Consider the following 20,691-nt stretch of genomic DNA (forward strand, 5'->3'; position numbering starts at 1 on the left):
TCGAATTTGAGACTATGCCAAGCATCCGCAGACGACTTCTGGCCCCGGCCCTGTTCCTGTGTTGCGCGGCGGCGGGCTGCGGCGCTGCAGTGGCCCAGTCGGCGGGCGATGGTGAGGAATTCTCCAGGAACACGGTGATCGAACGAGCGCGCAGTATGGCGCAGCACCCTTTCGAGCCGCCTGGGCAGGCGCCTGAAATTTTGGCCAGCCTGGATTATTCCGAATACCGCAAGATCAATTATCTAGAGGACGCCGCCGTCTGGGGCGGCTCACCGACACGGTTTTCCATCCAGTTGTTCGCCCCGGGTTATCTGTACCGTGACTTGGTGGATATCGACATCGTCGAGAATGGCAAAAGCCGCCCACTGACCATAGCAGAAAACTCTTTCCAGGTACCCGACCCAGCTCTGGCTGGCATGCTGGCCGAGATCGACAAATACGGCGGTATGCGCCTGCATTATCCACTGAACATATCAAACTACGCGGAAGAGTTCCTGGTGTTCCAGGGCGCCAGCTATTTCCGCGGTGTGTCCAGGGGGCAGGTGTACGGTCTGTCGGCCCGTGGTCTGGCGATCGACGTTGCCGGTCCCCGGGGCGAGGAACATCCGATTTTCCGCCAGTTCTGGGTTGAGCGCCCCTCGAGCGACCACGATTCCATGGTGGTGCACGCCCTGCTGGACAGCAAGCGCGTGACGGGCGCCTACCGGTTTGGTATTTATCCGGGCGCCCCGCTGCGCATGGATGTCGAGGTCACCTTGTTTCCTCGTGAAGACATCGAGCACGTAGGGCTGGCGCCGCTCACTTCGATGTTCATGCATGGTCCGCTGGACCACGCCGAGCTGCCCGATTACAGGCCCGCCGTCCACGATTCGGAAGGCCTGGCGATCCTGCGAAGCAATGGCGAGCGGATCTGGCGATCGCTGGCCAACCCGCGCGACCTGCAGGTCAGCGCCTTCGTCGACGAAAACCCCGCGGGCTTCGGCCTGATCCAGCGCCAGCGCGAGTTTGCTTACTTTCAGGACCTGGAGGCCCGCTACGATCGTCGTCCCTCGGCCTGGGTGCAGCCATTGGGCGGCTGGGGCAAGGGGCATGTGCAGCTGGTGGAAATTCCCTCTGACTCCGAGGGCAATGACAACATCGTGGCGTACTGGCGTCCGGAACAGGGCCTGAAGCGGGGCCAGGCGTTCGAGTACGCCTATCGCCTGAGCTGGCCGGGAGACGCGCCGGGCAACGACGGCATCGCGCGTGTTGTACGCAGTGCGGGCGGTCAAAAGCTGGGCAGTGACCACCACGAGGTGATGATTGACTACAGTGAACTGGCGGCCAGCGACCTGGAGGGTATTGAGGTCCACGCGGCGATCAATCCGGGGCGCCTGGTGGAAGCGCGGATCCAGCCCCACCGGGCAATCAACGGCGCCCGCGTGTTCCTGAGCCTGGACAATGACGACCAACCGGGAGCGGAAATGCGTGTCGACCTCAAGCGGGGCGACCAATCGGTGGCTGAAACCTGGCTTTATCGCTGGCTCAATGAATACTGAACCTGCCATTGCCAGCCTGCCGACACAGCAGCCCTCTCTGGCCTTGCCGCCGGAGCAGCCGTTACCGATGCCGCGCCGGGCCCTGCATGAAAGGCGTCAGCCCCTGCGTGCGCGTGTTTCGCTGGGCGCCAGCCTGAAGACTCTGCTGGCGCGGCTGTATGTCAGCGGCGTGACTCTGGCGTTGGCGGCTTACGGTAGCCTCGAAATGTATGGCGTGCTCAGCACTACCTCGATCACCGCGCTGCAGTGGGTCTTCCTGGTTCTTTTTGGCGTCAATTTCACCTGGATCTCCCTTGCCTTCGCCCAGGCCACGCTGGGCTTTGTCCTCAGCCTGTCCCCGCGCCTGTTGAAAATTCCCGAACACAGCGGCGGGATTCCGTTCCAGACCGCGATCCTGCTGCCGGTGTACAACGAGTCGCCGCAGAGTATTGCTGCGGCCATTAAGTCGATGCGCAGCGAGCTGACCGCCCGCGAGCCCGGCAAGTTCGTCTTTTTCATTCTCAGTGACAGCAACCAGGCCGATGCCTGGATTGCGGAACAGGCGGTGTTCCGCGAGGTCATCCTTGAAGCTGACGAATGCTGCCCCGTGTTCTACCGGCACCGGGCCAACAACAGCGAGCGCAAGGCCGGCAATATCGCCGATTGGGTCCAGCGCTGGGGTGGCGGGTACGAAGCCATGATCATCCTCGACGCCGATAGTATCATCAGTGCAGATACCCTGATCCGGCTGACCCGCAGAATGGCCGCGGCCCCCGGGGTCGGCCTGATCCAGACCCTGCCGCGCATTGTCCACGCCAAAAGCCTCTATGGGCGTGCCCAGCAATTCGCCAACCAGTGTTACGGGCCGATCTACGCCCGCGGTCTGGCCGCCTGGCACGGCCTGTCATCCAATTTTTGGGGCCACAATGCAATTATCCGCAGCCGCGCGTTTGCCGAGTCCTGCTCGCTGCCGCTGTTGCGCGGTCGACCGCCCTTCGGCGGGGCGGTGCTGAGCCATGACTTCATCGAGGCGGCACTGCTGCGTCGTGCGGGCTGGGGAGTCCGTTTCGACGTCGATCTCGAACAGAGCTGGGAAGAAGCTCCTCCCTCCCTGGTGGACGTACTGATTCGCGATCGCCGCTGGTGTCAGGGCAATCTGCAGCACAGTCGCCTGCTGTTCGCCCGCGGCCTCACGCTGCCCTCGCGGCTGCACCTGTTCACCGGCATCATGGCTTATGTCAGCGCCGCATTGTGGCTGCTACTGGTCGTGGTAGGCCTGACCATCGCCGTGCAGGCCAACCTGGTACGGCCGGAATATTTTGCCGAGCCCTCGCTGTTCCCCACCTGGCCGGTGTTCGATTCCGAGCGCGCCCTGAAACTGTTTGTGATTTCCATGGGCGTTGTTCTGGCCCCCAAGATCTTTGGCTGGTTCGCAGCCCTGGTCAACATCCCCCTGTGCCTGCGCTTTGGCGGCCCCATTCTGCTGACCCTGAGTACCGTGTTTGAAGCGCTGCTGTCGGCGCTTTATGCACCGATTCTGATGGTCGCCCAGTTCCATGTGATCTGGGCCGTACTGCTGGGGCACGACAGCGGCTGGGAGCCTCAGCGGCGCGACGATGGTGCGCTGGACTGGGGAACGGCCTTTCGCGCCCATCGCGGGCACATGCTGTTCGGCGCTGCGCTGGCACTGCTCGCCTGGGAAATGAGTGAGCCACTGTTCTACTGGTTACTGCCCATTACCCTGGGGCTTATGCTGGCCGTTCCGCTGAGCTGGGTCAGCGGAGGCGGCCGCCGCGGCCGCCTGTTTACCCTGCTCGGACTGCTGCGGGCACCGGAGGAAAAGCGGCCCGCGCCCGTGCTGGCGCGAATGCACATTGAACTGGAGCATCTGGCCGGTACCGACGACAGGGATGCGCTGAGTCTGTTGCTCGGAAACCCGGAGCTGCTTGCCTGGCATCGCGCGCAACTGGCCCCCGCCTCGACGAAGCCCCTACTTGCAGACTTCAACGCTGCGGCGGTGACAGCGGCCTGGAAAGCCGAGCATGCTACCAGCGTGGAAGAGCTGCTTCACCGGCTGGAGCCAGCGGAGACTCTCGCGCTGCTGAGCCAACCTGGGGGACTGGAACGGTTGCAGGCGCTGAAGAGGATAAGTCAAGGCAGAGCCTGATTATCAGAGACGGGAGTCCGAATGATTACCACACAATCTCGGCTGTGACTGCTGCTGCTTTTGCAACAATGGAAATCAGCAGTCACACGGAACAGTTTGTTGTAGACGCACTAAGAGCAGCAAACGCCCTTACTCTGGATTTGAGAATGTTGCAGGACTGTTCATTGAAGGAGTTCCCCCAGAAGTCTTCTTTGTTCTTTCCTGCGACGGAAAGACTCCGCAAGGAGAAGTGTTTTTCCATGAAGCTTTCCAAGCAAAAGCCGAGCAGGCCTAGCGGGCGGCTCGGCCACGCCATCCTGATCTGAATTCGCAGACAAGTATTACGACGCCTCGCGCAAGGTGTGGCATCAGGCCTGGGTTGACTCTGGTGGGCTTCTATTGCTGCTCGAGGGCCCCAAGTTGATCCGCAGCCACGGTGTTTCGCTTGAGAGCGGCGAGCGCCCTGAGGGATTAATATTTCCAATATGTTCGACACCGTACGGTACGGCAGCGTAGGTGCGGGCAGGCTTGTACTCCAAGAAGTCAGCTGGTCGGCAGCTCTAATCATGTTGGTATCGATTCGCAAATTGCATAAGGAGAAACTGCAATGGCTGTAACTTACTCAGAGTTCAGCGCCTCTATTCTTCCGGCGGTCAGACGCGCTTCATGGGGTGCAATATTCATAGGCGTTGTGATCACCATGGTGGTTCAGCTGCTGCTGGGCATACTCGGCCTCGCGATCGGCGCCAGTGTCATTGATCCCATGCAGGAGGCCAATCCGGTGGATGGCATCGGCATGGGTGCTGGTATCTACTGGGTTATCAGTTCGATGATATCGCTGTTCGCCGGTGGCTACGCTGCCGGCGCACTGACTACTGTGCAAAATCGCCGCGCTCGTACCCTGCACGGAGTGACTGTATGGGGCCTCGCCACGTTGTTTCTGTTTCTGACGATTGGCAGTGGCGTTGGCGGGCTGATCGGCGGCGCCGCCAACATGATCGGCGGTGGAGCCTCAATGGTTGGCGATGCGGTGTCGAAGGTGGCACCGCAGGCGGCCGACGCCGTGCAGCGCGGCACTGACGAGGCCGACTTCGATCTTGATCTGAGCGAGTGGCGCGAGAAAGCGCGGCAGCTGCTGCGCGATACCGGGCGCCCGGAGCTTCAACCTGACCGCCTCGAGGAAGAATCTGAGGAAATGCAGCAGGACATCCGCGCCGCCGCCAGCCGTGCCGGCCAGGATCCGCAGCGTGTCGACAAGGAACTTGAAGCATTATTCGACAAGATCCAGCGCGAAGGTCGCGAGACCCTGCGTGCAGTCGATCGCGAAGCGCTGGTGAACATCGTCTCAGAGCGTACCGGTCAGAGCCGACAGGAAGCCGCGGAAACGGTTGAGAACTGGGAACAGGAGTATCAACAGGTTTACCAGCGTGCTCGCGAGGAGTGGGATGAGGTCAAAGCCGAGACCGAGGAGAAGGCCCGCGAATGGGGCGAGCAAGCCGCTGAGGGTGTCGCCAAAGCAGCATGGTGGACTTTCTTCGCGCTGCTGCTCGGCGCTGTCGCCGCAGCAGGCGGCGCAAATGTAGGTGCCAACCGGGTGACGGTGGTTCACGAGGACAACAACAATGCACACCCACGAAACCGTGACTTGACCTGAATGTACAGGTGGCCATGTGATCGGAGTGGAGCGAGCCTGTTCCAAAAACTAGCGGAACAGGCGTCGCGGCAGCCACCAGAGATAGAATGCCATCCCGAATAACTCCACCAATGACTGAAACACCACCACCACCACGGTGGCTTCCCAGCCTACGGGCAAGGCCAGCGCGAAAGGCAAGACGACAAAGGAGTTGCGGGTACCGAAGCTGAATGCCAGCGTCCGCCCGACATCCATCGGTAGTTGCAGCCAGTGTGTGAGCCCGCGCGCCAGCAGCGCCGCTACGAGTAGAAAGCTGACAAACACTGGCAGCACCCTCAGCAATATTGGCCCAGCCTTGAGCACGGTACCGACCTGCGCCCCGGCGATCAGGAACACCACCAGTGCCAGCAAAGGCACGGGCCACCAGCCGAGCCTCTCTCGCCAGACAGCGCGTTCCGGTTGCGTCTCGACCCAGCGTTCGGTCAGGGCGGCGGCCAGCAATGGCAACCCGATCAGGGTCAGGGCCGCGGGCAGCATACTTTCCGGCCGCAGTGCCTCGCTGAAATCGGTCACCGGCAGCATCAGCCAGAGGTAGACTGGCAAGAGCAGCAACTGCAGCAACAGGTTGAGCGGGGTGACTGCAATAGCCCGCGCTGTGTTACCTCGCCCGAGCTGGCTGAAGGTGATAAACCAGTCCGTGCATGGCACCAGCAAGACCAGCAGTACCCCAAGCCGCAGGGCCGGCTCGGCGGGCAGCCACTGCAACATGAGCCACACCACCACCGGCAGCAGGAGGAAGTTTCCCAGCACAACTGCAAGCAGAAAACGCCTGTCCCGAAAGGCGTCACGCACGTGCAGCAGCGGCACCTGGACGAACGTGGTATAGAGCAGGGTTGCCAGAACCGGCCACAGCAATACTTCGAAGTTTGGCCCAACCTCCGGTGCAAGTGTGCCCAGTAAAAGGCCGCCGACAATGGCGGCTAGATAGATCCACACCTGGCGGCGTTCAAGGGTCATTCGGTCCATTAGATGCAAACTAAACTGTATGTCCGTGTCGTGGTGGGTTTCAGTTCCGTTCTGCTGCGAATAGTAACGTCGCTGTCCGGTGGAGAGAGCCCGTTTATCAAGGTTAGCGAAGTTTAGTTTTATGGAATATGGAAGTGAGTTTATAGTTATATACATAAAACCTATAGTTATATATCGTGATATTCTGCACCAAGGAACTATGAGGTCAGGGCCCGACAGTGGACCCGCCACAGGCAGTCCCCGGACACGCCGGGGCTGCTCTCTTGGCAACGCATTGGAGAACAGCGTATGAAAACCGTGCACGACCTGGTTCAGGAAGCCAAATCACACATTCGCGAAACCGGCCTTGAGAACTGCGATGAGGCAATCAAGCAGGCGGATCTGTTGATCGATGTTCGCGAGGCCGATGAATTTCACGCTGGCCATCTGCCTGGTGCGATCAATATTCCCCGGGGCATTCTGGAGTTCAAGCTGACCAATGATCCAAATTTTGAAGACCGCAGTCTAAAAACGGTGCTGTATTGCAAGAACAGTGGACGCTCGGCGCTCGCTGCCGCGGCGATGAAAACCATGGGCTATGCCCATGTACAGATCGTCGCTGGCGGCATTGACGCCTGGCAGGCTGCAGGGCGCCCGGTCGTGAACCCGCAATTGCCGGAGTTCGATTAGTCCTTGCCTCATCAGTCACCTGGCAACCATGCAATAGTTGGTTCTGGTGGATATTCAGGAAGGGGCGTGGGCTCAAGCGCTGTTGCGGTCAGCGAAGAATTCGATGAACCGGGTATCCTCTCGAATGGAATCGTAATAGGGCAGATAGGGCTCGATAAACGGCATAACCCGGCTCGGTTCTTCAAGGGCTGAGCGCAGGCATTCAAGTGTGGCGGTGACGGCGGCCTCGGCCATGGCCAGCGTCCGGCACGCGTAATTGCGCTGGTTGGCCAGTTCTGCCAAGTCCTGAGTGGCTTCGCGCAGCCAGGTTCGCACCAGATGTTCGGTTTCCTCGGTGTTTCCTTCGGCCGACGCGATCATGGCCATGGCCAGATTGTAGTTGGGGGCAAAGTTGAATTTGCCGGCATCCCGTTCCCCTTCCACGCGCGCCCGCGCCTCCGGCAGCGAGGGGGACATGGAATCGCTGCCGCCCTGCAGCCGGTGGGTGATGATGCGGGCCAGGTTGACATCGGGGAGGCCGGTAAAAGTCCAGTCCCTGGTGGATCGCCCCGCCTCCTGATAGCCGTCCAAAAGCGCGAGCGCGCCCTGGTAATCCCTGGCGGCGATATGCGCCTCCCACATCCGAAGCGGAACTACCGTCTCGCCGTATTCCTGTTCCAGCGCTTTCAGTGCCCCCAGCATACGGCCCGGTTCGCGGTGCTCGCGCACCCGCATCGTGCTCCGCAAAGCCGCCAACCCCAAGCTTTCGAGGCTGGTATTCTCGAGCACCTCGATGGCCTCATCATAGCGGTGAAGGATTATCAGATTGCTGGGCAGCCTGAGGGCCCAATAGTGGCTCCTGGGGTCCAGGCTCTGCCCTTGCCTGATCGACTCGAGCATGCCGTCGTAGTCACCCTGGCGGCGCTGTATCCAGGACTGCAGGTCCAGTACCTGGACATCGCTAGGCCGCAACGCCCGGGCCCGGCTTATCAGTTCGTAGGCGCGGTCGTTGTCCTTCAGGATGTAGTATGTGTAATAGGCCTGTGCGATCAGGTATTCGGAGGACTTGGGCGCCAGCGCGCGTATTTGCTCCAATATTTGCTCCAGACGCAGGATCGAATCGGGATCTGGTCGACGGAAGTTCAGAAAGCTTAGCGAGCCAGCCAGCTCAGCCCAGGCCCGCACAAATCCCGGGTCCAGTTCAACAGCCCTTTCCATGGCGGCGATATACGCTGGACTGCTGATCACCTGGGTTTCCCTGAGCTCCACCGCCTCATGGTAGGCGCGATAGGCAGCCATATTGTCGGTTGGGAGCACGTTCAGTCCCGCCACGTCCTGCCGGGTCAGGGTGGAGTTCAAGGCCGCTGCCACCGAGCGGGCAATTTCCGCCTGAATGGCGAAGATGTTGGTCGGGGTCAGTTCCCGATCATACTGCTGGGCCCAGAGGTGACCATCGGAAAGCGCATCGATCAGCTGCACATTGATACGGATCTGGTCGCCGACACGTTGAACGCTACCCTCCAGGATTGCGTTCGCCCCCAGTTCACGGCCGATTTCCCGGATGTTGCGTTCGCTGTTGCGGTACTCGGATACCGAAGTGCGTGAGATGACATGGATCGACTCGAGTTGCGCCAGCTGGGTGAGCAGGTCATCGTGCACCCCATTGGCGAAGAATTCGCCATCGTCCTTCAATCCGGCGGAACTGAAAGGCAGCACTGCGACTATGGGGGTGGCGGATGCAGACACGTTGCCTGCAGCCGGGAAAGAACCTTCGAACATCCTTATTGCACCGAAGATAACCAGCGCTACCAGGCCGGCGAGGAGCCCAACGCGCAGCCAGATTCTCTCGCGGCGTTGGGGCCGCTGAGCTGGAGCTTCGTCCTCCAGAGGCGGCGGGAAGTGGCTAATAAATCCCCGCCGCACGACGGTCTCGATATAGGCGTTCCTGTCGTCCGGTGTCAGCTTTTGGCGCAGGATGGAAATGCAGCGGTTGATGGCGTCGTCGGACACGATTCGTTCGCCCCACACCGCGCCCAACAGATCATCCCGGGAAATCAGCTTTTCCTGATGAGCCAGAAAGTAATCCAGTAGCTTGGCTACCTGCGGCTCAAGCCGCTGGGTAGTGGTCCCATCGGATAGATCACCCGTGCTGGCATCAAAACGCCAATGGCCGAATGCCTGGGACGTGGCGCCCGGAGCCTCCGTAGCGTTCATGCTGCGCCCGGATCCGAAGCTGGGCAGGCTGTAAGTGGCGTGCTCCAGCACACACCAAAGGACTGAATATTCATAGGAAATTCAGTTCCTTAAAAAATATCAGCGTTGCATCGGCAAGACATCAGCGTTTCCTCAGGCAAGCGCCTATGCCACTACCGACACTTTAACCTGATGTCGCCACGCGGGCCAGAGATCAAACCTCCCCGAATGCACGGCCGCGGTGCAACCGCCGCTGGCGGGCTGGAGCCACTCCACACTACTGGGATCCGAGGATCCCAAGGAAGCATGACATGAACGGAAAACTCACATTTGCAACGATCGCGCTCACTGTATGTACGCTTTCCGCCCAGGCCGTCCATGCTGGGGATAAAGCCTTTCCGAAGATCGTTCCAGCCCTCACGGGTGCGCCTCCCGAAGGTTTTACGATCGGCCGGGGGACGACGGCCTATAATAGCTCGGTAGATGGGTCGATCTACAAGGTTGACCTGCGCAGCGGGGAGGGCGAGGTCCTGGTTGCAGCGACAGACCCGGAAAACTTCAACATCTTCACCGATTGCTACAAGCTCGGGATGCGCGTCGATCCACGCAGCAACTACCTGTTCGTGGCGGGGTGCCTAATCGGCAATGCCCTGGTTTATGACGCCGAGACTGGCGAAGAGCTCAGGAACTACACGCTGGCGCCCTTCGGGACAGTAATCAATGACCTGGCGATCACCCGGGAGGCCGTCTATTTCACAGACTTCACCGGACCGTTTCTCTACCGGCTTCCTCTGTCCAGGAATGGTCGATTGCCCGATGACAATGCTATTTTGCCGATTCCGCTCATTGGCGACAATGACGATGACCCCCTGGCCAGCCCCGCGACCGCCAACGGTATAGTGGCGACGCCAAACGGCGATGCTCTGATCATTGGGGATTCGACCACTGCACAAATCTACCGCGTGGACCCTCTCACTGGGCACTCCGACAGGATTATCGTGGAGCCGCCGCTGGTCGGATTTATCGACGGCATTGTGGCGCACAAGGGGCTGCTGTATATCCTGACTCCCTTCGGCGATGGCTCCGGGTCGGACTGGATCCAGGTTGTTGCCCTGGACAAGGATATGTTCACAGGAACCCGGGTGGGGGTCATTATTGACCCGGATATGGACGGCGTGGCGAGCGGCGCGATGCACGGCAACTCCCTTTACGTCAACAATGCCCGCTACTCGACTTTCCCCGGCCCCGATACCGAATACTGGCTCACCAGGGTGAACATCACGGGTGTGCAGCAGCCATAGCGGAAGGTACCGCACCGGGCGGTAGCGCACAGAAGATATTTGCCAGCAGCGTGATACTCGGCACGCACAGCCGATTGACGGAGGGCACCGTCATGGGGCTGCCACTGGAGAAGTGCCATGTTCTTTCAGCGCTTGAAGACGCCCGGTCTGGGCCACAACTCCTACGTTGTGGGCTGCGGAGAAGGCCTTGCGGTCGTTATAGATCCCCGGCGGGACGTGGATGAATATCTGGATCTTACCCGGGAGAACAATCTGACGATCGTATACATCCTGGAGACGCATCGGCAGGAAGATTTCGAATTCGGGTCCGCCACTCTCGCAGAGATGACAGGAGCCAAAATCGTCAGCGGCTGTCATGAGCTCTTCGGAGACACGGATATCAAGCTGAAGGACGGCGAGGAGCTGGAAGTGGGTACAACGCGCTTCGTCGTGCTCGAGACGCCAGGCCATACACCGGAGAGCGTTACTTACGCGGTCTACGTCGAGGGCGCCGGCGATAAATGCTGGGGTGTTTTCACCGGCGATACGCTGTTTGTGGGCGATACCGGACGCACCGATCTGACCGATCCGGAAAAAACGCGGGAGAATGCCGGCATCCTGTACGATTCGGTTCACGCCAGAATCGCCCCGCTGGGTGATCAGGCGCTGCTCTATCCTGCACACGGTGCGGGCTCGGCATGCGGCGGCAATATTTCTGATCGCGACGACTCCACGCTGGGTATTGAGAAAGGAACAAACCCCGTCTTCGAGAAGAGCCGCAGCGAGTTTGCTGACCATAAGTTTGCCGAGAAAATGGCGCGCCCTCCGCATTTCCGGCATATGGAAGAGGTAAACCTGTTGCCCGGCCGGCCGCTCCCCTCGCCGGCGAAGTTCCGGGTTCTTCAACCGAGGGAGTTTCAGCAAAGGATGCAGGAAGGGCTGGTGATCGACACCCGCTCCCCGGAAGCCTTTGCCGGCGCGCACATCGCGTCATCCTACAACGTCTGGCTCGATGGCCTGCCGGCTATCGGCAGCTGGGTCGCAAATGGCAGCAGCCGTATCTTTCTCGTAGTGGACAGCCCCGAGGACATCGACACGGCGGTCAAGTCCCTCGCGCGCATAGGTATCGACAGCGTGGAAGGTGTCCTGCTCAGCGGCGTTGAAGCCTGGCGCGAGCAGGGGCTGCCAATCGAAACGCTCGCGACCACAAGTGCGCACGAAGTCGCGGGCTGGAACGAGCAGGAGCGCGTCCAGATTGTTGACGTTCGCGACGAGTACGAGTGGAACGAGAAGCATATTCCGGGCGCGATTCACCACTTTGTCGGCGATCTGGAAAAAAACCTGCCCCAGCTGCCCAAGGATAGCGAGATTGTCGTGCACTGTAGCGTCGGGCATCGCTCGGGGGTTGCTGCGAGCATCCTCAAGCGCAACGGTTTTGAGCGGGTGCATAACATGCTCGGCGGCATTACGGCCTGGGAAAAGCTGGACCTGCCGCTCGAGAAATCAGACAAGGCGAAAACGTAAGAGCGGGTATGGAATACGAAGGCGGTGCATGGTCACCCTATCTCGTCGGCGCACTGATCGGTGTCCTGTCGATGGCAACGTTTTATTTCTCTGACAAACCCCTGGGGATATCGACGGCTTACGCACGCCTGGCGGGCCTGGTCGGCAACCTTGTCGCCAAAAACCATACAGGGACGCTCAAGTTCTATCAGGACAAGACGCCGAAGATCGAGTGGGGCGTGATGCTGCTGTTCGGCGTGGTCCTGGGGGCATTCATAGCCGCGTATACCGGCGGCGAGATCGCAGCGGCCTGGGTTCCGCCGCTGTGGCAGGAACGGTTCGGCCCGGAGGCCGGGCTGCGCGCGGGTGTGGCCTTCCTGGGCGGCGTGATCATGGCTTACGGTGCCAGGCTTGCTGGCGGCTGCACCAGCGGCCACGGCATCAGTGGCGCCCTGCAGCTCTCGGTGAGCTCGTGGCTCGCGATGCTGTGTTTCTTCGCGGGTGCCGTGGTGACCGCGATGCTCCTTTTTGGCCTTTGAGGATACCATGAGCGCCGAGCACACCGCCCCACTCGAAGACAAGGAAGCTCCCGGCAAGCCTGATTCCATGCCGCAGCTCGTCCTCGGATTTGTCTTCGGTATTGTATTCGGGTTTCTGCTGCAGAAGGGTGGCGTGGCGAAGTACGAAGTGCTCATGGGCCAGTTCCTGCTCACGGATTTCACGGTAATCAAAGTCATGCTCAGCGCCATCGTGGTCGGGATGGTCGGCATCTTTTCGATGCAGGCGCTGGGCCTGGTAAAACTGCACGTAAAGCCCACCCGCTATGCCGCCAATATCACCGGCGGGTTGCTCTTCGGCATTGGCCTGGGGCTACTGGGCTACTGCCCAGGAACCGGGGCGGCGGCGTTGGGGCAGGGGAGCTACGATGCGATACCCGGCATCCTGGGGCTTATGGCAGGAAGTTATATTTATGCTGAGACGTCGGGTTATCTCGGTTCGACCATGCAGAACATCGGCAATCGTGGCCGCATCATGCTGCCGGATCTCATCGGCACGCGGGTGCCCGTATTTCTGCTGATATTCGTGCCACTGCTGGTGGCAAGCCTCTTCATTCTGCAACGCCTGACGCCCTGAACGCTAATACGTCGCCATTTGGCAGGACGTACAGCCAGCGCGGGTGGTCCAGGCCCTCGGCAAAGGCCGTCACCTTCATGTCCGCAGCCGGAGTCGGAGTGGCGCCGTCTGTCCATCCGACCGCAGGCGCGATGTTGACGGTGGGGATCAGGGTGCTATTGGGCGGCGGCAGTTCCGGGCTGGGGCCGGTCCCGGCTTGCGCCGGCAACCGTGCATACTCTCCGCAGGCAGAGAGAAGGGCAATCAAGGGTAGCAATGCCAAGGTGAATGCGGTCTTTCTCAAGGCAGCGGTCCCCGTGTTGGATTCGTGCGGTCAATCTTCGCTGAAGAAATTGTTTACTGGATCTGGTTGCATTCAGCTTGCAGGACTAAGGCAATCGAATCCGTGCGGTGTCGAACTGAGCAAAAAAGTGGTGTGCCGGGTGCTGGTGGTCGGGACACCGTCATGCTTGCCACATTCGGCATCCAAAGTTTTTGGCTTGACATGCATCACATGCATCAATTGCTAATCGACGGGAACCGACTACCCTGAATAGAGTCGGGATCTGGTCGGTGGGTGTTTCTATCCACAGTCCTTTGCTCCCGTCAGGGGGGGTGACCATGAAGCATGGACCGGACCGAAATAACTTGCTCTTGCGCTTGCCTCAAAAGGTAAAACAGCGGGTATTTCCACAGTTGCGCCAGATCGAGCTGCCTCGGGAGAAGGAGATCGACACCGCTGGCGAGAAAGTGAAGTCCGTCTATTTCCCGGCCGACTGCCTCATCTCACTTACTCAGGACACGCTCGACGGCCACTCGAGCCAGGTGTCGGTCGTGGGCCACGAGGGCCTCGTCAACATCGCGATTATTATGGGCGCGGACAGCACACCCAGTCGGGCCGTTGTCGTGAGTGCCGGTACGGCCTACCGGCTGCCTACCACCGATCTCAAGCGCGAATTCGAAAACGATGCCGCCGTGCGCATGCTGTTGCTGCGCTACTTCCAGGCCGTGATCACCCAGGTGGCCCACAATGCCGTTTGCAATCGGCACCACGCTATCGATCAGCAATTGTGCCGCTGGCTGCTGCTGTCCCTGGACAGGTTGCCGACCAACGAGCTGACCATGACCCAGGAATCGATCGCCAACATGCTGGGTGTGCGCCGGGAAAGCGTGACCGAGGCGGCCGGCAGACTGCAGAAACTGGGTATCATTCGCTACCATCGGGGGCGTATCACCGTGCTTGACCGTCCGCGGCTGGAAGCACTCTGCTGCGAGTGCTACACCGTGGTCAAGAAGGAAGCCGACCGCCTGGTGGCCTGACCGACACTTCGCTGATCGGCGACCTTCAGGTGAGCGAGGTCGAAGTTGGCGCTCCATCAAGGGCAGCCTCGTCTATTCATCGACCAGGCCTATGTTTGATAACGTACAGAACAATCTGTGCTTTCAGTATACAAGTGGCGTGGACACGGGTGGTTTGGATTATCGTCGGGCAAAAGAAGTGACCGGTCTGAAAATATAAATGGCTAAGCGGTCAGAAATGCCGGGTTTTAGAAGAACTATTTTGTGCTACCGCCACCAGGGGTGTTAACTGCCTGGCGCGATGTGTCCTGCGGTTAAACACTCTTGCTATCACTTCAACAGGAGATTTAAAAATGAAAAAGTCACTTCTCATAGGTGTAATGGTCACCCTACCGCTATCCACCTCCCTTGCCTGGGCTGACGCCCATAACTCCGACAAGGACAAGAAGCCAGCAACAACCATGACTGACAAAGACACACAAATGCAGATGGGCAAGATGCAGGAACACATGCTCAGCATGCACGCGCAATTGCACAAGATCATGGATGCGAAAAATCCGCAGGAGCGCGAACAGCTTATGCAAGAGCACTCAAAAATGATGCAGGACCACATGCAGGTGATGCAGGGCAGGATGGACGGAGGAATGATGGGAAAGGGCAAGACGGGGGGCGACGCTAAAGGAGGCAGGATGGATGGCGGCATGAAAGACATGTAAGGTCAGCATGTTGACCGTGATAGCTTGATCTATGCAGAGACTCGTAGCGTCGCTCTCGCGCATCCATGCGCTTCGCGACAGACGGCCATCCTGGCCGCCACCCGCGCCCTCTGGGCGCGGATTGAGCTTTCTGCCCCAGATCACACAAAAAGGTCGCCATAGGCGGCCTTTTTTGTGTGATTGGTGGATGGACCGGCGGCGGGAGTTGATATATAAACCTAAGTCATTGATATATATGGCTTATGACTACGAAATGCGAAAGCGTGTACCGTCAGATATACCGTCAAATACTCTTACGCCTCGGGTTCAATGGAGGATTCACTGCCAACGCTTGAGTGGGGGAGGATAGCACCAGTGTCGTGAGTCTGCCATCCGGTGTGTCTTCGGGACGTCAAGCACGCGCCAAGTAAACGGCTTCCTGCCAACGCCCCCAAACCCTTGCAATCCCTCCCCACCCCCAATACCCTGTTCACCGTTTGAACAATCAGGCACCACCCACCGGGCTGCAACCTCATGCATTCCTTGCGGTAGCCTGCCCGACTCCCCGGTTTTCGCCACAAGCAGCACCCATGCCAGACACCGAACAGCACCTCAAGGTCCTGCGCCTGCTGCAGGACAATCCCGATATCACCCAACGCCAGATGGCCCAGCAGCTGGGCATCAGCCTGGGCGGGATGAACTATTGCCTCAAGGCCCTGGTGCAGAAGGGGTGGGTGAAGATGGACAACTTCAGCCGCAACCCGAACAAGCTGAAGTACAGCTACCTGCTCACCCCGCGCGGGGTGAAGGCGAAGACGGTGCTCACCGCCTGATGGTAGGCCCGGCGTTACCGTCCGAACAGCTCGTCAAGCGTTTCGGCTACGAGAATTTGGTCCGCCCAAGCGTCCAGCTCTTCCGTGGAGCATGTATCCAACTTTTCAGTGACCCAGGCAGGCAGTTCGCCAAAACGGCGGATAATCATGCGCTGGATAACATGCCGCTCCCCCTGCCGACGCTCAATCTCCGCCCAATTGTCAAGATTCTCAGCCAACATATCCCGTTCCTCTACCAAACTGTTCAGCTTCTCCAGGTCGATACGCGCTCCGAGCCGCTGTAAATGCCGTTTCAGCCAGCGAGTGACGACTGCATCCGTGCGTTCCTTGTTGGGATCCGCACGGATGGTAGCGACAACACGATCCACGGCGGCCTGCAATGACCGGCGGTCCCGCGAAGCGTTCTCTATCCCAAAAACCCGCTGAGCGGCGTGTGCCGTGTAGCCAGTTCCTGATCAGTATAGCGCCCTTCGTCGACCAGGTAATAGCGCAGGTGTGGCTGGTAAGCTTGCAAAAACCCGGGCGGTTCCGGCCGAATCATATCGTAAATGTCCTGCCGTGCAGTCCACCGGCGAGAGCCGTTGTAAAGCACCATCGGCAGTACCGGCGGCAGCCCCTTTACCGGCGCAAAACCCTCGACAAGCTGTTGCACGAATTCCGGGTGGCTGAACAGCTCCTTGTAGCCCGTGTCGTGATACTGGCTGGCCATGGCATCCCTGCCTAAAACCGATTAGCTATGAACTCTAACTGTGGAACAGCGCAGGGCACCCCGCAACCAATTGGCCGAATCTGACTAAACTCCACAAAATCACCCCCAAAAACTTGCTATCCCACCCAACCCTCACTACTCTGTTCACCGTTTGAACAACCAGGCACCACCCACCGGGCTGCAACCACTGCATTCCCTGCGGTAGCCTGCCCGACTCCCCGGTTTTCGCCACACAGCAGCACCCATGTCCGACATCGAACAGCACCTCAAAGTCCTGCGCCTGCTGCAGGACAACCCCGACATCACCCAACGCCAGATGGCCCTGCAGCTAGGCATCAGCCTGGGTGGGCTGAACTATTGCCTCAAGGCCCTGGTGCAGAAGGGGTGGGTGAAGATGGACAACTTCAGCCGCAACCCGAACAAGCTGAAATACAGCTACCTGCTCACCCCGCGCGGGATGAAGGCGAAGACGGTGCTGACCGCGCGGTTCCTGAAGCGCAAGCTGGCCGAGTATGAGGCGCTGAAAACTGAAATCGAGGCGTTGCGGACAGAAGTGTCGGAAACAAAATGACCCGCCACCCTGCCTACGCAAGAATGGAAAGCGACACGCCATGAAACTCCTGGTCACCGGCGGCGCCGGCTACATAGGCAGCCACACCTGCGTTGCGCTGCTGGAAGCAGGGCACGATGTCACCGTCATCGACAACCTGTGCAACAGCTCCGCAATCGCGCTGCAGCGGGTTCAGGAAATTACCGGCCGCTCACTGCGCTTTGTTGAAGGCGACATCCGCAATCCGGAACACCTGGCCGATGCGTTTGAAGGCGGTGTTGATGCCGTCATCCATTTTGCCGCGCTCAAGGCAGTCGGCAAGAGCTGTGAACAGCCCCTGGCCTACTTCGACAACAATATCGGCGGCACCATCGCGCTGATGCAGGCCATGGAACAGGCCGGTGTTTCGCGGCTGGTGTTCTCCTCGTCGGCGACTGTCTATGGGCAGCCCGAAAAAGTGCCGGTGCGGGAAGATGCTCCTCTCAACGCCACCAACCCCTACGGCCGCACCAAACTGGTGATGGAGCAGCTGATTCAGGACTGGTGCGCCAGCCGTCCCGAAACGGCAGCCGTGCTGCTGCGCTACTTTAACCCGGTGGGCGCCCATCCCAGCGGACTGATCGGCGAAGACCCACGCGGCGAGCCTGACAACCTGATGCCCTACGTGGCCCAGGTGGCAGTGGGGCGACGCGAGCGATTGCGCATCTATGGCGATGACTACCCGACGCCGGATGGCACCGGCGTGCGAGATTACCTGCATGTGATGGACCTGGCTCGTGCACACCGCAAAGCCGTCGATTATGCCGCCGCCCACCCCGGTTGCGAGGCCTTCAACCTGGGCACCGGGCGCGGCTATTCTGTGCTGGAACTGGTGCAGGCCTTTGAACAGGCAAGCGGCAAGCCCATACCCTACGAGATCAGCACACGCCGAGCCGGTGACGTCGCCGAACTAACGGCAGAGCCGGCACTGGCCAATGCGAAGCTACGTTGGGTCGCAACGCATGACATTCACGCCATGTGTGCGGATGCCTGGAATTGGCAGAGCAAAAACCCCAACGGGTACTCGCGTGATATGAGCTTCAATACGTATTCTCGATAGAAAATACGGACCTGAGATTATGAACGTCCTCGTCACTGGCAACGCCGGCTTCATCGGCTTTCACACCGCAAGACGGCTGCTCGAACGCGGCGACAGCGTGGTGGGCTTCGACTGCGTCAACGACTACTACGACCCCACCCTGAAAGAAGCGCGGCTGCAAGAACTGGAAGCCACCGCCGCCAAAACCGGCAGCGCCTAGGCCTTTATCCGCGCCAACCTGGCGGACCGCGCCGCGGTGGAAGCCTGCTTTAGCGAGCACCGCTTCGACCGGGTTATCCACATTGCCGCCCAGGCCGGCGTGCGCTATTCAGTAGAGAACCCGCACAGCTACGTGGAAAGCAACATCGTCGCCTTCACCAACATCCAGGAAGCCTGCCGCCATGCGCAGGCACCGCACCTGACCTACGCCAGCACCAGCAGCGGCTACGGCGCCAACACCAAAATGCCCTTTAGCGAAGAAGACAGCGCCAGCCACCCACTGCAGTTCTACGCCGCCACCAAGCGCGCCAACGAACTGATGGCCCACAGGTACAGCCACCTGTACCGCCTGCCAACCACCGGCCTGCGCCTCTTTACCGCCGACGGCCCCTGGGGCCGGCCAGACATGGCACCGATCCTTTTCGCCCGCGCCATGCTCGCCGGGGAGACAATCCGTTTGTTAGAAGACGGTAAGTACACGCGGGACTTCACCTACGTGGACGACATTGTTGAGGGGATGCTGCGTGCATCGGACCAGCCCGTACAGGCAGACCCGAATTGGAGCAGCGAAAATCCTGGCCAGTCCACCAGCACCGCCCCCCTGGCGCCTGTTCAATATTGGCAATAAAAACCCCGTGACCCTGGAAGCCTACGTGAACGCGCTGGAAGCAGCACTGGGCGTAACCGCCAAACGGGAACCGCTGCCCCTGCAGCCGGGCGATGTGCCAGATACCTATGCAGACAGCAGTCCGCTGAAGCAGGCGGTGGGGTATCAACCGGCAACGCCGGTGGAAGGGGGCGTGGGGCAGTTTGTTGAGTGGTATCGTGGGTATTATGGCCGATAGCGCGTGGCGATGGCGCAGGGGAGTTTTAGCGGGTCTGAAGTTAAGTGGGAGTTCTCACTTCTGGCGTCGGTTGGGTTTAGGGGCAAATCCGAAAAGATGAATACATCTGACGCAAAAAAAAGGTTGCCGATCTTGCGGGGAAACTCTTTCCTCACGGGCAGTGCAGTCTACCTGTTCTCGAATATTCTCAAGGCAGCAATACCTTTCGCCTTGCTGCCCATTCTGACCAGGTATCTGAGTCCGGCTGAGTATGGGCAAGTGGCCATGTTCCAAACGCTGATGGGAGCATTGGCCGCGTTTATCGGCTTGAGTATGGCGGGAGCTGCAGGGCGCAAATTTTACGACAACCAATCTAGCTCAGAAATGCTCGGAGATTTTATAGGCTCTTGTGTCCAGATTCTTCTTGTAACAAGCATTATTGCCTTACTCCTCGTGTGGGTCTCGCGGGTATCGCTTTCGCAGTGGTTTGGGCTGGAAACGCAATGGCTGCTACTGGCCGTTTTGGTTACCGCAGCCTCGGTCCTCAATCAGCTGCGACTCGGCCAGTGGCAGGTGCGCAAGCAGGTCAAGCAGTACGGGGCTTTGCAGGTCAGTAGTAGCCTGATAAACGTATTGCTATCCTTGCTATTGGTGGTGGTATGGCAGCAAGGTGCAGCCGGTCGCATGTCGGCGCAGGTCTGGGCGGCAGGGCTTCTCGCATTGTTGGCGTGGTGGTTTCTTAAACGAGACGGATTGTTGCGTTTATGGCTATGGCGACCAGCTTATGTCAAAGAAGCACTCCGTTTTGGCGTGCCACTTATCCCCCACGTTGGCGGTATATTCTTGTTGTCTGCGGTGGACCGATTTTTCATCAATTCGAGGCTCGGCTTATCGGAAGTCGGCGTGTATATGGTGGCTGTACAGTTTGCTGCCGCGCTAGGTCTAGTGTTCGATGCGATTAATAAAGCCTATGTTCCCTGGCTTTTTGAACGGCTAACACGCAATCATCCAGATGAAAAGCAACAGATAGTGCGGTACACATACCTTTGGTACCTCGTCATCCTATTCGGCGCGGGTTGTGCGTTCTGGCTCGGGCCATGGATCGTCACTTTCGTAGCGGGAGAGAGCTACTCCAAGGCTGGTGACGTCATCGGTTGGCTGGCGCTTGGCCAAGTGTTTGGGGGTATGTATCTGATGGTCACCAACTACATCTTCTATTCCAAGCGCACGGGGTTGCTCTCTCTAGCATCCATTATATCCGGCTTTGTAAATGTTGGGCTTCTGCTGCTGCTAATTCCTTTGCTGGGTATAAAAGGCGCTGCAATTGCCTTTTGTATGGCCATGGCCTTGCGGTTTATATTAACGTGGTGGGTTGCCCAAATGCGTCACCCCATGCCCTGGTTTAATTTCGGAACATCGAGCTGA

20 protein-coding genes and 1 pseudogene are annotated in these 20,691 nt (G+C 59.4%); 16 read left to right on the forward strand and 5 right to left on the reverse strand.

All coding sequences use genetic code 11. From position 1 onward, the window contains the following. Positions 1-14 precede the first annotated feature (14 nt). The 3 genes from Q6D67_RS07945 (at position 15) to Q6D67_RS07955 (ending at position 5,317) form a co-directional block, all read left to right on the forward strand. Positions 15-1,538: a glucan biosynthesis protein G gene (locus tag Q6D67_RS07945; RefSeq protein WP_304705058.1), complete on the forward strand. Its 1,524-nt coding sequence runs from the start codon at positions 15-17 to the stop codon at positions 1,536-1,538. Further along, positions 1,528-3,684 carry a glucans biosynthesis glucosyltransferase MdoH gene (gene mdoH, locus Q6D67_RS07950; protein ID WP_304705059.1) on the forward strand — a complete coding sequence of 719 codons (2,157 nt, stop codon included), beginning with the start codon at positions 1,528-1,530 and terminating at the stop codon, positions 3,682-3,684. The genes Q6D67_RS07945 and mdoH overlap by 11 nt, the downstream gene beginning before the upstream one ends. A 586-nt stretch (positions 3,685-4,270) precedes the next feature. After that, entirely contained in the window at positions 4,271-5,317 is a 1,047-nt protein-coding gene (locus tag Q6D67_RS07955; RefSeq protein WP_304705060.1) for a hypothetical protein, read from the forward strand. Between the two features lie 48 nt (positions 5,318-5,365). Here the strand turns inward: Q6D67_RS07955 and Q6D67_RS07960 are convergent, their stop codons facing one another. After that, positions 5,366-6,313, reverse strand: coding sequence for an arsenic resistance protein (locus Q6D67_RS07960; RefSeq protein ID WP_304705061.1), 948 nt, complete (start codon positions 6,311-6,313; stop codon positions 5,366-5,368). A 297-nt stretch (positions 6,314-6,610) separates the two neighbouring features. On the opposite strand from Q6D67_RS07960, the gene Q6D67_RS07965 reads away from it, so the two are divergent. Beyond that, entirely contained in the window at positions 6,611-6,991 is a 381-nt protein-coding gene (locus tag Q6D67_RS07965; protein ID WP_304705062.1) for a rhodanese-like domain-containing protein, read from the forward strand. Positions 6,992-7,063: 72 nt separating this feature from the next. Here the strand turns inward: Q6D67_RS07965 and Q6D67_RS07970 are convergent, their stop codons facing one another. Continuing rightward, positions 7,064-9,184 carry a winged helix-turn-helix domain-containing protein gene (locus tag Q6D67_RS07970; protein ID WP_304705063.1) on the reverse strand — a complete coding sequence of 707 codons (2,121 nt, stop codon included), beginning with the start codon at positions 9,182-9,184 and terminating at the stop codon, positions 7,064-7,066. 290 nt (positions 9,185-9,474) lie between these two features. Here Q6D67_RS07970 and Q6D67_RS07975 point away from each other — a divergent pair, with 290 nt between their 5' ends. The 4 genes from Q6D67_RS07975 to Q6D67_RS07990 all read left to right on the forward strand — a co-directional run bounded on the left by Q6D67_RS07975 (position 9,475) and on the right by Q6D67_RS07990 (position 13,080). Continuing rightward, complete coding sequence (locus Q6D67_RS07975; RefSeq protein ID WP_304705064.1) at positions 9,475-10,464, forward strand: hypothetical protein; 990 nt, start codon at positions 9,475-9,477, stop codon at positions 10,462-10,464. 117 nt (positions 10,465-10,581) lie between these two features. Next, on the forward strand, positions 10,582-11,967 hold the full coding sequence (locus Q6D67_RS07980) for a rhodanese-like domain-containing protein (protein ID WP_304705065.1): 1,386 nt from the start codon (positions 10,582-10,584) through the stop codon (positions 11,965-11,967). A gap of 8 nt (positions 11,968-11,975) precedes the next feature. Beyond that, on the forward strand, positions 11,976-12,485 hold the full coding sequence (locus tag Q6D67_RS07985; RefSeq protein WP_304705066.1) for a YeeE/YedE thiosulfate transporter family protein: 510 nt from the start codon (positions 11,976-11,978) through the stop codon (positions 12,483-12,485). Between the two features lie 7 nt (positions 12,486-12,492). Beyond that, positions 12,493-13,080 (forward strand): YeeE/YedE thiosulfate transporter family protein, encoded by a 588-nt coding sequence (locus Q6D67_RS07990; protein ID WP_304705067.1) that lies wholly within the window; start codon positions 12,493-12,495, stop codon positions 13,078-13,080. Here Q6D67_RS07990 and Q6D67_RS07995 read toward each other — a convergent pair. Further along, positions 13,055-13,363 carry a hypothetical protein gene (locus Q6D67_RS07995; protein WP_304705068.1) on the reverse strand — a complete coding sequence of 103 codons (309 nt, stop codon included), beginning with the start codon at positions 13,361-13,363 and terminating at the stop codon, positions 13,055-13,057. The genes Q6D67_RS07990 and Q6D67_RS07995 overlap by 26 nt on opposite strands. Before the next feature lie 392 nt (positions 13,364-13,755). On the opposite strand from Q6D67_RS07995, the gene Q6D67_RS08000 reads away from it, so the two are divergent. From Q6D67_RS08000 to Q6D67_RS08010, 3 genes are all read left to right on the forward strand, one after another. After that, positions 13,756-14,379, forward strand: a complete 624-nt coding sequence (locus Q6D67_RS08000) for a Crp/Fnr family transcriptional regulator (protein WP_304705069.1) — start codon at positions 13,756-13,758, stop codon at positions 14,377-14,379. Between the two features lie 332 nt (positions 14,380-14,711). After that, a complete protein-coding gene (locus Q6D67_RS08005) occupies positions 14,712-15,074 on the forward strand; it encodes a hypothetical protein (RefSeq protein WP_304705070.1) in 363 nt (120 codons plus the stop codon). Positions 15,075-15,643: 569 nt separating this feature from the next. Continuing rightward, positions 15,644-15,886, forward strand: a complete 243-nt coding sequence (locus Q6D67_RS08010) for a MarR family EPS-associated transcriptional regulator (protein WP_304705071.1) — start codon at positions 15,644-15,646, stop codon at positions 15,884-15,886. A 14-nt stretch (positions 15,887-15,900) separates the two neighbouring features. On the opposite strand, the gene Q6D67_RS08015 is transcribed toward Q6D67_RS08010, so the two are convergent. Then, positions 15,901-16,266, reverse strand: a complete 366-nt coding sequence (locus Q6D67_RS08015) for a DUF4351 domain-containing protein (RefSeq protein WP_304705072.1) — start codon at positions 16,264-16,266, stop codon at positions 15,901-15,903. A 26-nt stretch (positions 16,267-16,292) separates the two neighbouring features. Further along, the gene (locus Q6D67_RS08020; RefSeq protein ID WP_304705073.1) at positions 16,293-16,595 is read right to left on the reverse strand and encodes an Rpn family recombination-promoting nuclease/putative transposase; all 303 of its coding nucleotides are present in this window, start codon (positions 16,593-16,595) and stop codon (positions 16,293-16,295) included. Positions 16,596-16,839: 244 nt separating this feature from the next. On the opposite strand from Q6D67_RS08020, the gene Q6D67_RS08025 reads away from it, so the two are divergent. From Q6D67_RS08025 to Q6D67_RS08040, 5 genes and pseudogenes are all read left to right on the forward strand, one after another. Further along, positions 16,840-17,166: a MarR family EPS-associated transcriptional regulator gene (locus Q6D67_RS08025; protein WP_304705074.1), complete on the forward strand. Its 327-nt coding sequence runs from the start codon at positions 16,840-16,842 to the stop codon at positions 17,164-17,166. Positions 17,167-17,206: 40 nt separating this feature from the next. Beyond that, positions 17,207-18,244 (forward strand): UDP-glucose 4-epimerase GalE, encoded by a 1,038-nt coding sequence (gene galE, locus Q6D67_RS08030; protein WP_304705075.1) that lies wholly within the window; start codon positions 17,207-17,209, stop codon positions 18,242-18,244. 19 nt (positions 18,245-18,263) lie between these two features. Further along, positions 18,264-19,070 (forward strand): annotated as a pseudogene (locus Q6D67_RS08035) (NAD-dependent epimerase/dehydratase family protein). Positions 19,071-19,095: 25 nt separating this feature from the next. Beyond that, positions 19,096-19,287: a nucleotide sugar epimerase gene (locus Q6D67_RS21765; protein ID WP_370551935.1), complete on the forward strand. Its 192-nt coding sequence runs from the start codon at positions 19,096-19,098 to the stop codon at positions 19,285-19,287. Positions 19,288-19,296: 9 nt separating this feature from the next. Continuing rightward, on the forward strand, positions 19,297-20,691 hold the full coding sequence (locus tag Q6D67_RS08040; RefSeq protein WP_304705102.1) for a lipopolysaccharide biosynthesis protein: 1,395 nt from the start codon (positions 19,297-19,299) through the stop codon (positions 20,689-20,691).

The organism is Haliea sp. E1-2-M8 (assembly GCF_030649675.1).
GTDB lineage: Bacteria > Pseudomonadota > Gammaproteobacteria > Pseudomonadales > Halieaceae > Haliea.

Coding starts and splice junctions, on each gene's coding strand:
- Q6D67_RS07945 (WP_304705058.1), top strand. CDS start 15: ATGCCAAGCATCCGCAGACGACTTCTGGCCCCGGCCCTGTTCCTGTGT.
- mdoH (WP_304705059.1), top strand. CDS start 1,528: ATGAATACTGAACCTGCCATTGCCAGCCTGCCGACACAGCAGCCCTCT.
- Q6D67_RS07955 (WP_304705060.1), top strand. CDS start 4,271: ATGGCTGTAACTTACTCAGAGTTCAGCGCCTCTATTCTTCCGGCGGTC.
- Q6D67_RS07960 (WP_304705061.1), bottom strand. CDS start 6,313: ATGACCCTTGAACGCCGCCAGGTGTGGATCTATCTAGCCGCCATTGTC.
- Q6D67_RS07965 (WP_304705062.1), top strand. CDS start 6,611: ATGAAAACCGTGCACGACCTGGTTCAGGAAGCCAAATCACACATTCGC.
- Q6D67_RS07970 (WP_304705063.1), bottom strand. CDS start 9,184: ATGAACGCTACGGAGGCTCCGGGCGCCACGTCCCAGGCATTCGGCCAT.
- Q6D67_RS07975 (WP_304705064.1), top strand. CDS start 9,475: ATGAACGGAAAACTCACATTTGCAACGATCGCGCTCACTGTATGTACG.
- Q6D67_RS07980 (WP_304705065.1), top strand. CDS start 10,582: ATGTTCTTTCAGCGCTTGAAGACGCCCGGTCTGGGCCACAACTCCTAC.
- Q6D67_RS07985 (WP_304705066.1), top strand. CDS start 11,976: ATGGAATACGAAGGCGGTGCATGGTCACCCTATCTCGTCGGCGCACTG.
- Q6D67_RS07990 (WP_304705067.1), top strand. CDS start 12,493: ATGAGCGCCGAGCACACCGCCCCACTCGAAGACAAGGAAGCTCCCGGC.
- Q6D67_RS08005 (WP_304705070.1), top strand. CDS start 14,712: ATGAAAAAGTCACTTCTCATAGGTGTAATGGTCACCCTACCGCTATCC.
- Q6D67_RS08010 (WP_304705071.1), top strand. CDS start 15,644: ATGCCAGACACCGAACAGCACCTCAAGGTCCTGCGCCTGCTGCAGGAC.
- Q6D67_RS08020 (WP_304705073.1), bottom strand. CDS start 16,595: ATGGCCAGCCAGTATCACGACACGGGCTACAAGGAGCTGTTCAGCCAC.
- Q6D67_RS08025 (WP_304705074.1), top strand. CDS start 16,840: ATGTCCGACATCGAACAGCACCTCAAAGTCCTGCGCCTGCTGCAGGAC.
- galE (WP_304705075.1), top strand. CDS start 17,207: ATGAAACTCCTGGTCACCGGCGGCGCCGGCTACATAGGCAGCCACACC.
- Q6D67_RS08040 (WP_304705102.1), top strand. CDS start 19,297: ATGGCGCAGGGGAGTTTTAGCGGGTCTGAAGTTAAGTGGGAGTTCTCA.